The sequence below is a fragment of the Agromyces aurantiacus genome, from assembly GCF_016907355.1.
Taxonomy (GTDB): Bacteria; Actinomycetota; Actinomycetes; order Actinomycetales; family Microbacteriaceae; genus Agromyces; species Agromyces aurantiacus.
The window spans coordinates 1357195-1370080 of the sequence record NZ_JAFBBW010000001.1 but is presented as its reverse complement, the minus strand read 5'-3'; the positions used below and the strand labels follow the sequence as shown (position 1 = coordinate 1370080).

Genomic DNA, 12886 nt, shown 5'->3' with positions numbered 1-12886 from the left:
AGTTTCGTACCATGCAACCCACTGCCGACAACGCCCCACGCGGACCCGTCGACGCGAGCGTCGTGCCGCGGTTCGCGGGCATCGCCACCTTCGCCCGCCTGCCGCGCCTCGACGAGGTCGGCCGAGCGGATGTCGCGATCGTCGGCGTGCCGTTCGACTCGGGCGTGAGCTACCGCCCCGGCGCCCGCTTCGGCCCGGCGCACGTGCGCGAGGCGTCGCGCCTGCTGCGCCCCTACAACCCCGCACAGGACGTCTTCCCGTTCGGCGCGCAGCAGGTCGCCGACGCCGGCGACATCGCCGTGAACCCCTTCGACATCGCCGAGGCCGTGCGCCAGGTCGAGGCCGGCGCCCGCGAGCTGCAGGCGAGCGCGGGCCGGATCCTCGCGATCGGCGGCGACCACACGATCGCGCTGCCCCTGCTGCGCGCGGTGCACGCCCAGCACGGCCCCGTGGCGGTGCTGCACTTCGATGCCCACCTCGACACGTGGGACACCTACTTCGGCGCGCCCACCACGCACGGCACGCCGTTCCGCCGCGCGAGCGAGGAGGGCCTCATCGACCTCACCGCGAGCATGCACGTCGGCATCCGCGGCCCGCTCTACGCCAAGAGCGACCTCGAGGACGACGAGCGGCTGGGCTTCTCGATCATCACGAGCGAGTACCTCGAGGAGCACGGCGTCGCGAGCGCGATCGACCGGCTGCGCGCGCGCATCGGCGACGCACCCCTGTACATCTCCATCGACATCGACGTGCTCGACCCCGCGCACGCGCCCGGCACCGGCACGCCCGAGGCCGGAGGTCTCACGAGCCGCGAGCTGCTCCGGATGCTCCGCGCGCTCGCCGACCGGAACATCGTCGGCGCCGACCTCGTCGAGGTCGCGCCCGCCTACGACCACGCCCAGCTGACCGCGGTCGCCGCGAGCCACGTCGCGTACGAGCTGCTCAGCGCGATGGCCCCGCGATCCACCCCGGTGGTCGAGTAGGGCGCAGCCCGTATCGAGACCCCCTCCACCCCCACCCCACCCACCTCAGGCGAAGGAGCCCACGAGATGTCCGACCACCGCACCCCCGGCGTCGAGGAGGTCGAGGCCGCTGCATCCGCCATCGTCGACGCCTTCGCCGCGACCGACGGCCCCCGCTACTTCGCGACCTTCGCGCCCGACGCGATGTTCGTGTTCCACACCGAGCCCGAGCGCCTCGACGACCGGGCCGCGTACGAGCGGCTCTGGGCCGACTGGGTTGCGAGCGGATGGCGCGTCGTCTCGTGCACGTCGAGCGACCGGCGCGTGCAGCCCTTCCCCGGCGGCGCCATCTTCAGCCACTCGGTCGAGACCGCCGTCGAGACTCCGGACGGCCCCGACTCCTATCGCGAGCGCGAGACCATCGTGTTCCGCACCGACGCGACCCGCGGCCTCATCGCCGTGCACGAGCACCTCTCCCCCATGCCCGCGGCCGACGCCGCCTGACACCCCCACCCTTCACCGAGGAGAACAGCAATGTCGCTCTACACCCGCCTCGAGCAACGACTCGAACGCAACTCGGATGACGCCGGCCCCGTCGCCGGCGAGTTCTCGCTGCTGCGCATCGGCATGATCTGGCTCGCCGCCAACCTCGTCGTCACGACCCTGCTCACGGGCACGCTGTTCGTGCCGGGCGTCGACTACGGCCTCGCGATCCTGCTCATCGTCGTCGGCACCCTCATCGGCGCCGTGGTGCTCGTCACCGTCGGCAACATCGGCACGCGCACCGGCCTGCCCACCATGGCCCTGACCCGCGGCCCGTTCGGCACGCGCGGCAGCCTGCTGCCGGTGAGCGCGAACGTCGTGATCCTCATGGGATGGAGCTGGGTGCAGGCGATGCTCGCCGGCATCGCGCTCGACTTCCTCGTGGCGTCGGTCACGGGCGTCTCGATGCCCGTCGTCTGGGCGGTCGTGTGCCAGACGATCGTCGTGATCCTCGCGATCCTCGGGCACGAGGGCATCGCGCGCATCGAGCCCTGGCTCGCCGCGCTCATGCTCGCGATCATGGCCGTCATCTTCGTCACGGCGTTCACCACGTTCACGCCGGCCGAGTACGCGGCGATCCCCGTCGACGAGTCCATCGGCTACACGCCGATCCTCGTGCTCGACGTGGTCATCGCGACCGCGATCTCGTGGACCGTGCTCTCGGCCGACTTCAACCGGTTCGCGAGGTCGAGCAAGGCCGGCATCATCGGCTCGGGCGTCGGCTACAGCCTCTCGACGATCATCTCGATGGCCCTCGGCGCGACCGCGATCTCGTACGTGATCCTCTCGGGCGGCGAGGCGATCCCGTTCGACCCGGTGACGATCGTGGAGCCGTTCGGCTGGCCGTTCGCGATCGTGATCTTCGTCTCGGTCATGGCGACGAACACCATGGTCGTCTACGGTATGGTCACCTCGGTCGTGAACGCGATCCCGGGTGCGCGCGTGAAGTTCCTGCCGACCGCGCTCATCCTCGGACTCGTCTCGATCATCGGCGCGACCTTCTTCGGCCTGCTGAACCAGTTCACGACGTTCCTGGTGCTGATCGGCGCGCTCTTCGCCCCGGTGTTCGCGATCATGATCGCCGACTACTACCTCGTCAAGCGCGGCGCCTACACGCCCGACATCCTGCAACCGCGCGGCGGCCGGTACTGGTACCTCGCGGGCGTGAACTGGGCGGCGATCGCCTCGTGGGCGGTCGGCGCGGTCGGCGTCTACCTGTGGACGTACGTGTGGCCGACGCCCATCGGCGCGACGATCCCGGGATTCGCGGTCACGTTCGTGCTGTACCTGCTGCTCTCGCTGCGCGAGCGTGCGGCGCACCCGGCCGAGCCGAGCCGTCACCTCAGCCGGGTGCCCCTCGGCACGGGCAGCGGCGCCGGCACGGGCGCGTGACCGGCGTGATGCGCGACCTCAGCCACCCCGTCGCCGACGGCATGATGGTGTACCCCGGCGACCCCGGGGTGCACCTCGCGCCGGCGCTCGAGCTCGAGCGCGATGGCGCCGCGGTCACCGCGCTCGAGCTCGGCTCGCACACCGGCACGCACGTCGACGCGCCCGCGCACACGGTGGCGGGCGGCCGCACGATGGACGCGGTCGAGCTCGACGAGCTCGTCGGCGACGCGCTCGTCATCCACGTCGAGGGCCTCGAGGACGGCGCGCTCATCGGGCTCGACGACCTCGGCGACCTGCCCGCACGAGTGCCGTCGATCGTGGTGGTCGACACCGGGTGGGCACGCCACTTCGGCACCGAGCGCGCGCTGCGGCATCCGGCGCTGGGTCGGGATGCCGCGCGGCTCCTGGTCGAGCGCGGGATGCGCGTGCTCGCGGTCGACACGCTGAGCCCGGACCCGACGGATGCCGCAGGCACGACCTCGTTCCCGGTGCACGAGGTCGTGCTCGGCGCCGACGGGCTCATCGTCGAGAACGTCGCGAACCTCGACGGACTGCCCGATCGCGTGCGCGTCGGGTTCTTCCCGCTTCGGATCGCCGGCGACGGCGCGCCCGTGCGCGCGGTCGCCTTCGACGCCTGAGCCGCCGGTGGTCGAGTCGCCGCGCGCGGCCGCTCCCCAGCACTCGACCACCGGCCCCTCCCACGGCAGACTGGGTCGATGGACCCGGTGCAGGCCCTCGAGGAGATCGCGACGCTGCTCGAGGTGCAGCTCGCCTCGCCGTTCAAGGCGAAGGCGTTCCGCCGTGCCGCCGCCGCGATCGGGCCGCTGCCGGCCGAGGAGCTTCGCGCCCGGGCCGCCGACGGCCGGCTGAAGCGCACGCCCGGCATCGGCGACTCGAGTCTCGCCGTGATCACCGAGGCGCTCGCGGGCGGCACGCCGGCCTACCTCGCCGACCTCCGCGAGAAGGCCGGCGCGGAGACGCGCTCCGGGTTGCGCGCGCTCCTGCGCGGCGACCTCCACGCGCATTCCGAGTGGTCGGACGGCACGACGAGCATCGCGGCGATGGCGCGTGCCGCGGCATCCGCGGGCCTCTCCTACTTCGCGCTCACCGACCACTCGCCGAGCCTGCGCGTGGCGAACGGGCTCTCGCCCGAGCGGCTCGAGTCGCAGCTCGAGATCGTGGCCGCGCTGAACGCGGGGCACGGCGAGGGCGCCGACGACCCGGACGCACGCGACCGCGGCGACCTCGGCGTGCGGATCCTCACCGGCATCGAGGTCGACATCCTCGAGGACGGCACGCTCGACCAGCGCCCCGACCTGCTCGACCGGCTCGACGTGGTGGTCGCGAGCGTGCACTCGAAGCTGCGCTCGCCGTCCGAGGAGATGACGCCGCGGATGCTGCGCGCCATCCGCGACCCGCGCACGAACGTGCTCGGGCACTGCACGGGCCGGCTCGTGCAGGGCTCGCGCGGAACACGCCCCCAGTCGGCGTTCGACGCCGACGCGGTGTTCGCGGCGTGCGCCGAGCACGACGTCGCGGTCGAGATCAACTCGCGACCCGAGCGGCAGGACCCGCCCGACGACCTCATCGCGCTCGCGCTCGGCCACGGGTGCCGGTTCGCGATCGACACCGATGGGCACGCCCCGGGTCACTTCGGGTTCCTCGCGCTCGGTGCGGCGCGCGCTGAGGCGGCCGGGATCCCGCCCGAGCGGATCGTCACGACCTGGGAGGCCGACCGGCTGGTCGACTGGGCGGCGGCGAAGAAGCGCCCCCGCTGAGGCCTCAGGCGGCGGAGTGCTCCGGCGTCGCGACCGGCCGGCCCTCGGCCATCCATGCCGTGAGCCCGCCCTCGAGCACGGCGACGTCGACGAAGCCCATGGACTGCAGCGTCGCCGCGGCGAGGGCGCCGCGCGCCCCCGAGGTGGACACGACGATGATGCGCGCCTCCGGTTGCAGTTCGGTCCGATGATGTCCACTCGCGGGGTCGGCGGCGAACTCGAGCAGGCCGCGGGCCACCTGGATGGAGCCGGCGATGCGGCACGCGGCGAACTCGTCGCTCTGCCGCACGTCGACCAGGACGGCCGAACCGTCGGCGAGGGCGTCGGCCGCAGACGCCGGCGATTCCACGCCGACGGACGCGTGCGCCTGCCCGAGCATCTCCGCGACGGTCCTGACCATGTCGTTCTCCTCAGCCGGGCCGGGCCCATTCGAATGTATTGGAGCGTACACATTGCCGGCGCTCGATGCGAGCGATCCTCAGGGAAGCGCGTCATCCGCCGCCTCGGAAGGCGGCCGCCACGGCGTCGCGCCGATCCGTCGGTTCGTGTCCGCGAGCTCGGCGCGCAGCACCTCGACGGGGAGGTCGCCGAGGCCGCCCGCCTCCAGCAGGTACTCCTCGAAGACCCGCCAACCCAGTGCCAGTGCGCCGACCTGCGCAGCCCGCACGCGCGCCGCCCGGTCGTCGAGGCCGTAGCCCTCCCGGAGGGTCTGTGCGAGCGCGAGCACCGGGTTGAACCCCGCGCGGCCGACCACGGGCCGGCCCTCGAGCACCAACTGGTCGAGCATGCGGACCCACCGGCCCATCACCGTCGCCGGGCCATGCCCCTGCCCCGCGAGCGGATTCCTCAGGACCAGTTCGGCGAGCTGCGACGACAGGTCGTCGAACACCGCCATCACCAGGTCGTCGCGGGTCCCGATGTAGCGACGGATGAGGTTCGGGTGCACGTTCGCCCCAGCGGCGACCTCGCGCAGCGACACCCGGTGCACGCCGTCGCGCACGAAGAGCTCCGCGGCCGCGTCGAGCAGCGCGCGGCGCACCTGGTCGGGTCCGGCGGGTTCGCCGGCGGCGCGCTTCGGGCCGCGCCGCTTCGTCGCCGTCGTGCGGCGCTCCGCTCCGTCCGCCATGCGGCCGAGCCTAGCGGCGCGGGCGGTCAGCGCTCGAGGCTGCGCCGTTCGCCGGCCCGGCCGACCCAGGCCCGGAGTGCGAAGAACACCGCGACCGCGACGACCGCGACGATCGCGAGCTTCACGACGAAGAACAGCACGCTGAAGACGAGGTCGACGAGGACCCAAGCGATCACCACCGAGGCGATGACGCCGAGGACGATCCAGAGGGTGCGGCCCATCCTCCGAGCCTAGCCCTGGACGCGGCCCGACTTCGCCGCGATGCGCTTGAGCAGGGGCGGCCTCGCGAGCACCCAGGCGGCGGCCATCACCGCGACCGAGAGCGCGAACACCGCGAAGCCGAGCCAGTCATCGGCGTCGCGCGCGGTGTACATCTGGTTGAGCTTGCGCAGCGCCCCGGTCGTGAACACGAGCACGACGTGCACGAACGTGAACGCGAGGAAGAACAGCATGACCGGGTAGTGGATGGCGCGGGCCAGCCGTTCGCTCGACGGCGACGCCAGCCGGCCCTCGACGGGCCACGCCGACGAGAGCCGCAGCCCCGTGAGCAGGGCGAGCGGCGCGGCGATGAACACCACCGTGAAGTACGCGAGCTGCTGGAGCGAGTTGTACACGACCCAGGAGTCCTCGGTGGGCCAGTCGAGCGAGGCGTACTGCAGCGCGGCCGAGATCGCGTTGGGCACGACGGCCCAGTCGGTCGGCACGATGCGCAGCCACTGGCCGGTCGCGAACAGCAGCACGACGTAGCTCACGCCCGTGAGCACCCAGAACGCGTCGAGCCACAGGTGGAACCACAGCCAGATGCCGAGGCGCCGCGGCGCTCGCGTCGTGCGCGGCCAGCGCGTGTTGTCGCGCGTCCAGAACCCCGGCGGGCGGCGCTTGCTGCGCAGCTCGAGCCCGGTCTTGACGAGCAGGGCGAGGAAGAACGCGTTGAGGAAGTGCTGCCAGCCGAGCCACGCGGGGATGCCGACCGGGGTGCCCTCGGGCGGCGGCACGACCCCGGGATACTCGGCGACGAACGCCTCGACGGCCGGCAGCCCGCGCAGCAGGCGTGCGACCACGACCGCGACGACGAGCGCGACGACGGCGATCGCGACGCCCCACAGCACGCGACGGCGCTGCACCCTCCACCATTCGGCGGCGCGCGAGGGCTTCGTCGGGGTCACGGTCATCTCCGGTCGGTTCCTCATCGGTGTCGGCGCATCGGTCGGACGCCGCCTGCCGAGGTCGGGCGGGGCGACGGGGCACAACGACGATAGCGCCGACGGCTGGGAGCGCGTGGCGCCATGACGTTCCGTCTCGCGACCGGCCTATGCTGGGCCGGTGCTGAAGGAACTCGCCGCGGGAGCGCGGATGCTGCTGCGCGGGTTCGGGTTCTGGCGCCGCGATCCCGGCGTGATGCTCCTCGGCCTCGTGCCTGCGGCGATCGTGTTCGCCGGGCTGGTGTGGGGGCTCGTCGCGCTCGGCATCGGACTCCCGGGCCTGGTCGACTGGGCGACCCCGTTCGCCGACGGATGGCAGGAGTTCTGGCGATCGGCGTTCCGCGCGCTCGTCACGGTCGTGGTGTTCGCCGGCGCCGCCGTGCTCGCCTTCGTGGCGTTCACCGCACTGACGCTCATCGTCGGCGACCCCTTCTATGAGCGCATCTGGAAGGCCGTCGAGGCCGACCTCGGCGGCCCCGTGCCATCCGAGGGCCCGAGCTTCTGGAGCGGCGTGGGCGGCGCGCTCGTGCTCGTCCTGCAGGGCGTCGTCTCGGCCGTGATCGTCGCGGTGGTGGGGTTCGTCCCGGTCGTCGGCGGCGTGCTCGCGGCCGTGCTCGGCGCGGTGCTCACCGGGCGCCTGCTGGCCCGCGAGCTGGCCGCGCGCGCATTCGACGCACGCCACCTCGACCCCGAGGTGCGTCGCGGCCTCCTGCGCGCGAACCGCTGGCGGTTCCTCGGCTTCGGTGTCGCGACCCAGCTCTGCTTCCTCGTGCCGCTCGGCGCGGTCGCGACGATGCCCGCCGCGGTGGCGGGCGCGACGATGCTCGCGCGATCCGCGCTCGACACGCTGCATCCGATCGGGGCCGACGGCCGGAAGTAGGTGGTGAGCAGCGGATGTCGCGGGGCCGGGCGGTTCCCCCCGCGGCATCCGCGTCTCAGTCTCCCGCGAGCATCTCGTCGACCCACCGCGGCACGAGCTCGCTCGCGAGTCCGAGCCGGCTCTCGTCGAAGTACGGCGTGATCTCGCTCTCGGCCAGGTTCAGCTCGAGCGTCGCGGCGCCGAACGCGGCCGCGGTCAGCACGAATCCCGCCGCCGGGTGCACGGCACCGGACGTGCCGATCGCCACGAACCGCTCGCACCGTACGAGGGCGAGGTCGATCTCGTCGAGCCCGTAGGGCATCTCGCCGAACCAGACCACGTCGGGGCGCAGCGTGCGCTCGCCGCACTCGGGGCACGGCGGCGCGTCGACGAGGTCGCCCCGGGCCTCGACGCGAGCCCCGCACGCGAGGCAGCGCGCGCGGAAGATCTCGCCGTGCATGTGCCGCACCCGTCCGGATCCGGCGCGCTCGTGCAGGTCGTCGATGTTCTGCGTGACGAGCAGCAGGTCGTCGCCGAGCCCCGCCTCGAGTCGCGCGAGCGCGGCGTGCGCGGGGTTCGGCGCGACGGAGGCGACGGCGCGCCGCCGCGCGTCGTAGAAGCGCTGCACGGTTCCGGGATCGCGCTCGAACGCCTCGGGCGTCGCGACGTCCTCGACGCGGTGACCCTCCCACAGGCCGCCCGCGTCGCGGAACGTCGCAACGCCGCTCTCGGCGGAGATGCCCGCGCCCGTGAGCACGACGACGCGCGGCGCCCGTGTCGCGCCGTCGGCCGCGCCCGCTCCTGCGCCGATGCTCACGCGGCGCGCTCCGGGAGGTGCCCGCTGAAGAGCAGCACGCGCGTCGGGCCGAACGGCGCCGACGGCACGCGCACGAGGCGCACGTCATCGCCCGCGAACCCCGCCGCGGCGAGCGCCGCGCCCGTGTCGCGGTCCCAGTGGCATCCGTGGCAGAACCGCGCCGTGAACGGCGTGACGGCGCGCTGCACGGCGCGCTTGAGCGTGCGCGGCGGCGCGACCACGTGGTCGACGAACACGACCCGGCCGCCCGGCCGCAGCACGCGGCGCACCTCGGCGAGCGCCTCGGCCTGGTCGCGCACCGAGCAGAGCACGTACGTGCCCACGACCGCGTCGACCGAGGCGTCGGGCAGCGGGATCGCCTCGGCGACCGCGTCGAGCGGCTCGGCCCGGCGGCCCCACTCACGGGCCCGCGTCGCGAGCTCGCGGCGGCGTTCGGCGTCGGGCTCGAGACCGACCCAGTCCACGTCGTGGTGCAGCGCGCCGAAGTTCTCGCCCTCGCCCGCGCCGATCTCGAGCACGCGCCCGCGCAGCCGCCCGACGGCCTCGCGCTCGAGGTCGTCGAGCTCGTCGTCGGTGATCAGCGCCGGTCGCGCGGGGTCCATGCCGTCATGCGACCACGTGGGGACGCGCCCGTCAAGCGCGGAGCCACACGGTCGTCTCGCCGGGCAGGCGGCCGTCCTCGAGCGGGCCGCTCGCGACGAGCGCCGTGCCCTCGGGCAGGTCCGCCGGCTCGGTCCCGAAGTTCATGACGACCTCCCAGCCCTGCGGGCGGCGGAAGTGCACCACGTCGGCGCGCGGCGACTCCACCCATTCGAGCTCCTCCGACGTCTGGAGGTCGCCGCGCAGCCGCAGCGCGCGGCGGTACATCCAGAGCGTCGACGTCGGGTCGTCGGCCTGTTCGTCGGCCGCGAGCTCGGCGAACCACGACGGCTGCGGCAGGTGCGCACCGCCCGGGCCGAACCCGAACGAGGCGCCGCGCGCACTCCACGGCAGCGGCACGCGGCATCCGTCACGCCCGATGTCGACGCCGGGGTTGCGGACGTACGCGGGATCCTGCCGCCGCTCGTGCGGGATGTCGGCGACCTCGTGCAGGCCGAGCTCCTCGCCCTGGTAGAGGTAGGCCGAGCCGGGCAGGCCGAGCAGGAACAGGCTCGCGGCCCGGGCACGCCGCAGGCCGCGCGCCCGGTCGAGAACGGGGTCCGTTCCACCCGACCGCAGCCATTCCGCGCCGTGCCGCTCGCCCGGCACGGCCGGGTCGGGCAGGCCGTAGCGGGTCGCGTGCCGGACCACGTCGTGATTCGAGAGCACCCAGGTGGTCGACGAGCCGGATGCCGCGGCGAGCGCGAGGTTCGCGTCGACGACGCGCCGGAACGCGTGCGCGTCGTACGGCGCCTCGAGCAGGTCGAAGTTGAACGCCTGGCCGAGCCCCTCGATGCTCGCGTACCGGGGCCGCCGGTGCGCGTCGACCCAGGCCTCGGCGACCGCCGTGCGCGGCGGGTCGTACTCGTCGAACACGCGTCGCCACTCGGCGTAGATCTCGTGCACCTCGTCGCGGTCCCACAGCGGATGGGCGCCGTCGCGCGGCAGCGCGTCGAGCGTGGCCTGGTCGGGAAGCTCGTCGTCGAGGCGCTTGGCGAGGCCGTGCGCGACGTCGATGCGGAACCCGTCGACGCCGCGGTCGGACCAGAAGCGGAGCGTCGTGAGGAAATCCGCCCGCACGTCGGGGTGGTCCCAGTTGAGGTCGGGCTGCTCGCGCGCGAAGACGTGGAGGTACCACTGGCCGTCGCCGACGGGCTCCCATGCGGGTCCGCCGAAGATGCTCGTCCAGTCGGCGGGCGGCAGCGCGCCATCGGACCCGAGTCCGTCGCGGAAGACGTACCGGTCGCGCGCCGCCGACCCGCGCGGCGAGGCGAGCGCCTCGCGGAACCACGCGTGCCGGTCGGAGGTGTGGTTCGGGACGATGTCGATGATCACGCGGATGCCGGCCTCGTGGAGCGCCGCGACGAGGGCGTCGAAGTCGGCGAGCGTGCCGAGCCGCGGGTCGACGTCGCGGTAGTCGTCGACGTCGTACCCGCCGTCGGCGAGCGCCGACGGGTAGAACGGGCTGAGCCACACCGCGTCGATGCCGAGGCGGCGCAGGTACGGCACGCGCGAGCGCAGGCCGCGCAGGTCGCCGATGCCGTCGCCGTCGGCGTCGGCGAAGCTCCGGGGGTAGACCTGGTACACGGCCGCCTGGCGCCACCAGTCGGCGTCGGCGCGGAGTCGCTCGAGCTCGGGGCGGGAGAGCACGTCGGTCATCAGCCCTTCACCGCCCCCTGGGTCACGCCCTCCATCACCCAGCGCTGGGTGAAGAGGTAGACGACGATCGCGGGCGCCATGGCCATGAGGTACGACGCGAACGACACGTTGTAGTTGTTGCTGAACTGGGTCTGGAAGATCGACTGCACGACCGGCAGCGTCTGCTGCGCCGAGTCGGCGATGATCAGCGACGGCATCATGAAGTCGTTCCACGAGGCCAGGAAGGCGAAGATCGCGACCGTCGCGCTCATCGGGGCGAGCAGCGGGAAGATCAGCTGCCGGAACGTCTGCCAGGTCGTCGCGCCGTCGATCCGCGCGCTCTCCTCGAGCTCGAGCGGGATGGATCGCAGGAACGCCGTGAACAGCAGGATGCTGAACGAGAGCTGGAACATGATGTGCAGGATCGTGACGCCGACCGGATTGGCGAGGCCGGCCAGGCCCGTGAGCTGGATCTGCGGGAGCGCGACCACCGGGAACGGCAGGAACATCGCCGCGAGCAGGTAGAAGAACGACCAGCGGAACAGGCGGTGGTCCCAGTTGCGCACGATCGCGTACGACGCGAGCGAGGCGAGCAGCACGGTGCCGACCACGGTGCCGGCCGTCACGAGCAGCGAGATCGTGAACGCGACGGGGAAGTTCGTGAGCTGCCACGCCGCGGCGAATCCCGAGACGTCGATCGGGTTGGGCAGCGAGAACGCGTTGCCGTCGACCGCCTGCGAGGTCGACTTCAGCGACATCGTGATCGTCACGTAGAGCGGCAGGAGCACGGTCAGCGCGCACAGCGCGAGGATCACCGTGGTGGTCCAGTTCGTGCGTTCGCGGCCGACTCGCCCGCGGCGACGGCGGGTCGTCGCCACGACCTCGTCGCGTGGGCGCGTGGTGGTGAGTGTCGGAGCGGGAAGCCGCTTCGCTGCCGTCTGGGTCATCAGATCGCCGCCTTTCCGCGGGTGAGCCGGAGTTGGAGGACCGAGATGGCCACGGCGATGACGAAGAAGATCGTCGCGTTGGCCATCTGGTAGGCGTAGTCGCCGCCGGTGAAACCGGTGAAGATCGTCATGGCGATGCTGCGGGTCGCGGTGCCCGGGCCGCCGTTCGTGAGGCCGATGATGACGTCGTACACGTTCAGGTAGTTCTTGAAGCCGATGATCGTGTTGATGACGACGTACCCGGCCACGAGCGGCAGGGTGACCGAGCGGAGCTTGGTCCAGGCCGTGGCCCCGTCGAGGTCGGCCGCCTCGTACACGTCGCCCGGGATCGAGAGCAGTCCGGCGATGTAGATGAGCAGGGTCGCCGGGATCGACTGCCAGGCCGCCACGATCACGATCGCCACCCAGGCGAGGTCGGGGTTCGCGAGGATCGACTCCGACAGCCACGGGATGCCGAGGCCGGCGCCGAGCGCGGGGAGGGAGTTGGAGAAGAGGAAGTTGAAGACGTAGGCGATGACGATCCCCGAGATCACCATGGGGATGACGAAGATCGCGCGGAGCCCGGTCTTGAGCTTGATGCGCGAGGTCAGGCCGACGGCGAGGAGGAACGCGATCGCGTTCACGAGCACGACCGTCACGATCGCGAAGCCGAACGTGAAGGCGTAGCTCGACAGGATCGCCGGGTCGGAGAGCGCGGCGATGTAGTTCGTGAGCCCGATGAACTGCCACTCGCCGAAGCCGATGAAGTCGGTGAAGGAGTAGAAGATGCCGAGGAGGGCGGGCACCGTGATGGCGAGCGTGAAGAGCGCGAGCGTCGGCAGCAGGAACCAGTAGTAGATCGGGTCGATCCTCGGTCGGCCCCTCCGGTCGTGGGCGGCCCCCGCGAGGTGGTCGACGCGGCCGTGCTCGGCGTCGTCGACGAGCGACCCGGCGGATGCCGCGGCGCGGGTGATCGGTGTGGTCATGGCGTTCGTCCTCTCGTC

Annotated in this window: 15 protein-coding genes; 6 read left to right on the top strand and 9 right to left on the bottom strand. The window is 72.5% G+C overall.

Annotated features, from left to right (window positions below):
* Window positions 1-11: 11 nt before the first annotated feature.
* The 5 genes from speB to JOD46_RS06560 all read left to right on the top strand — a co-directional run bounded on the left by speB (window position 12) and on the right by JOD46_RS06560 (window position 4675).
* A complete protein-coding gene (speB, locus tag JOD46_RS06580) occupies window positions 12-983 on the top strand; it encodes an agmatinase (protein WP_204392666.1) in 972 nt (323 codons plus the stop codon).
* 66 nt (window positions 984-1049) lie between these two features.
* Window positions 1050-1466 carry a YybH family protein gene (locus tag JOD46_RS06575; RefSeq protein ID WP_204392664.1) on the top strand — a complete coding sequence of 139 codons (417 nt, stop codon included), beginning with the start codon at window positions 1050-1052 and terminating at the stop codon, window positions 1464-1466.
* A 30-nt stretch (window positions 1467-1496) separates the two neighbouring features.
* Window positions 1497-2897, top strand: coding sequence for a purine-cytosine permease family protein (locus tag JOD46_RS06570; protein ID WP_204392662.1), 1401 nt, complete (start codon window positions 1497-1499; stop codon window positions 2895-2897).
* Window positions 2894-3535 carry a cyclase family protein gene (locus JOD46_RS06565; RefSeq protein ID WP_307834938.1) on the top strand — a complete coding sequence of 214 codons (642 nt, stop codon included), beginning with the start codon at window positions 2894-2896 and terminating at the stop codon, window positions 3533-3535. The genes JOD46_RS06570 and JOD46_RS06565 overlap by 4 nt, the downstream gene beginning before the upstream one ends.
* A gap of 78 nt (window positions 3536-3613) precedes the next feature.
* A complete protein-coding gene (locus JOD46_RS06560) occupies window positions 3614-4675 on the top strand; it encodes a PHP domain-containing protein (RefSeq protein ID WP_204392660.1) in 1062 nt (353 codons plus the stop codon).
* 4 nt (window positions 4676-4679) lie between these two features.
* Here JOD46_RS06560 and JOD46_RS06555 read toward each other — a convergent pair whose 3' ends face one another.
* The 4 genes from JOD46_RS06555 to JOD46_RS06540 all read right to left on the bottom strand — a co-directional run bounded on the left by JOD46_RS06555 (window position 4680) and on the right by JOD46_RS06540 (window position 6973).
* Window positions 4680-5075, bottom strand: coding sequence for a rhodanese-like domain-containing protein (locus JOD46_RS06555; protein WP_204392658.1), 396 nt, complete (start codon window positions 5073-5075; stop codon window positions 4680-4682).
* A 78-nt stretch (window positions 5076-5153) separates the two neighbouring features.
* Window positions 5154-5801, bottom strand: coding sequence for a TetR/AcrR family transcriptional regulator (locus JOD46_RS06550; RefSeq protein WP_204392656.1), 648 nt, complete (start codon window positions 5799-5801; stop codon window positions 5154-5156).
* A gap of 26 nt (window positions 5802-5827) precedes the next feature.
* Window positions 5828-6022 carry a hypothetical protein gene (locus JOD46_RS06545; RefSeq protein WP_204392654.1) on the bottom strand — a complete coding sequence of 65 codons (195 nt, stop codon included), beginning with the start codon at window positions 6020-6022 and terminating at the stop codon, window positions 5828-5830.
* Window positions 6023-6031: 9 nt separating this feature from the next.
* Complete coding sequence (locus JOD46_RS06540; protein ID WP_204392652.1) at window positions 6032-6973, bottom strand: cytochrome b/b6 domain-containing protein; 942 nt, start codon at window positions 6971-6973, stop codon at window positions 6032-6034.
* 151 nt (window positions 6974-7124) lie between these two features.
* Between JOD46_RS06540 and JOD46_RS06535 the strand changes: the two genes are divergently transcribed.
* Window positions 7125-7883 (top strand): EI24 domain-containing protein, encoded by a 759-nt coding sequence (locus JOD46_RS06535; protein WP_307834937.1) that lies wholly within the window; start codon window positions 7125-7127, stop codon window positions 7881-7883.
* A 55-nt stretch (window positions 7884-7938) separates the two neighbouring features.
* Here JOD46_RS06535 and JOD46_RS06530 read toward each other — a convergent pair whose 3' ends face one another.
* From JOD46_RS06530 to JOD46_RS06510, 5 genes are read right to left on the bottom strand one after another with little or no spacing between them, the layout of a single operon-like run.
* Window positions 7939-8679 carry an NAD-dependent deacylase gene (locus tag JOD46_RS06530; RefSeq protein ID WP_307834936.1) on the bottom strand — a complete coding sequence of 247 codons (741 nt, stop codon included), beginning with the start codon at window positions 8677-8679 and terminating at the stop codon, window positions 7939-7941.
* On the bottom strand, window positions 8676-9281 hold the full coding sequence (locus JOD46_RS06525; protein ID WP_204392650.1) for a class I SAM-dependent methyltransferase: 606 nt from the start codon (window positions 9279-9281) through the stop codon (window positions 8676-8678). The genes JOD46_RS06530 and JOD46_RS06525 overlap by 4 nt, the downstream gene beginning before the upstream one ends.
* Window positions 9282-9312: 31 nt before the next feature.
* Complete coding sequence (locus JOD46_RS06520; protein ID WP_204392648.1) at window positions 9313-10977, bottom strand: glycoside hydrolase family 13 protein; 1665 nt, start codon at window positions 10975-10977, stop codon at window positions 9313-9315.
* A complete protein-coding gene (locus JOD46_RS06515; protein ID WP_204392646.1) occupies window positions 10977-11903 on the bottom strand; it encodes a carbohydrate ABC transporter permease in 927 nt (308 codons plus the stop codon). The genes JOD46_RS06520 and JOD46_RS06515 overlap by 1 nt, the downstream gene beginning before the upstream one ends.
* Complete coding sequence (locus tag JOD46_RS06510; protein ID WP_204392644.1) at window positions 11903-12868, bottom strand: carbohydrate ABC transporter permease; 966 nt, start codon at window positions 12866-12868, stop codon at window positions 11903-11905. Before JOD46_RS06510 ends, JOD46_RS06515 begins: the two co-directional genes overlap by 1 nt.
* Between the last annotated feature and the right edge of the window lie 18 nt (window positions 12869-12886).

Excerpts from the sequence above, each read along its gene's own strand:
- JOD46_RS06515 (WP_204392646.1), bottom strand. The coding sequence starts at position 11,903 with ATGACCCAGACGGCAGCGAAGCGGCTTCCCGCTCCGACACTCACCACC.
- JOD46_RS06525 (WP_204392650.1), bottom strand. The coding sequence starts at position 9,281 with ATGGACCCCGCGCGACCGGCGCTGATCACCGACGACGAGCTCGACGAC.
- JOD46_RS06540 (WP_204392652.1), bottom strand. The coding sequence starts at position 6,973 with ATGACCGTGACCCCGACGAAGCCCTCGCGCGCCGCCGAATGGTGGAGG.
- JOD46_RS06510 (WP_204392644.1), bottom strand. The coding sequence starts at position 12,868 with ATGACCACACCGATCACCCGCGCCGCGGCATCCGCCGGGTCGCTCGTC.
- JOD46_RS06550 (WP_204392656.1), bottom strand. The coding sequence starts at position 5,801 with ATGGCGGACGGAGCGGAGCGCCGCACGACGGCGACGAAGCGGCGCGGC.
- speB (WP_204392666.1), top strand. The coding sequence starts at position 12 with ATGCAACCCACTGCCGACAACGCCCCACGCGGACCCGTCGACGCGAGC.
- JOD46_RS06545 (WP_204392654.1), bottom strand. The coding sequence starts at position 6,022 with ATGGGCCGCACCCTCTGGATCGTCCTCGGCGTCATCGCCTCGGTGGTG.
- JOD46_RS06520 (WP_204392648.1), bottom strand. The coding sequence starts at position 10,977 with ATGACCGACGTGCTCTCCCGCCCCGAGCTCGAGCGACTCCGCGCCGAC.
- JOD46_RS06555 (WP_204392658.1), bottom strand. The coding sequence starts at position 5,075 with ATGGTCAGGACCGTCGCGGAGATGCTCGGGCAGGCGCACGCGTCCGTC.
- JOD46_RS06575 (WP_204392664.1), top strand. The coding sequence starts at position 1,050 with ATGTCCGACCACCGCACCCCCGGCGTCGAGGAGGTCGAGGCCGCTGCA.
- JOD46_RS06560 (WP_204392660.1), top strand. The coding sequence starts at position 3,614 with ATGGACCCGGTGCAGGCCCTCGAGGAGATCGCGACGCTGCTCGAGGTG.
- JOD46_RS06570 (WP_204392662.1), top strand. The coding sequence starts at position 1,497 with ATGTCGCTCTACACCCGCCTCGAGCAACGACTCGAACGCAACTCGGAT.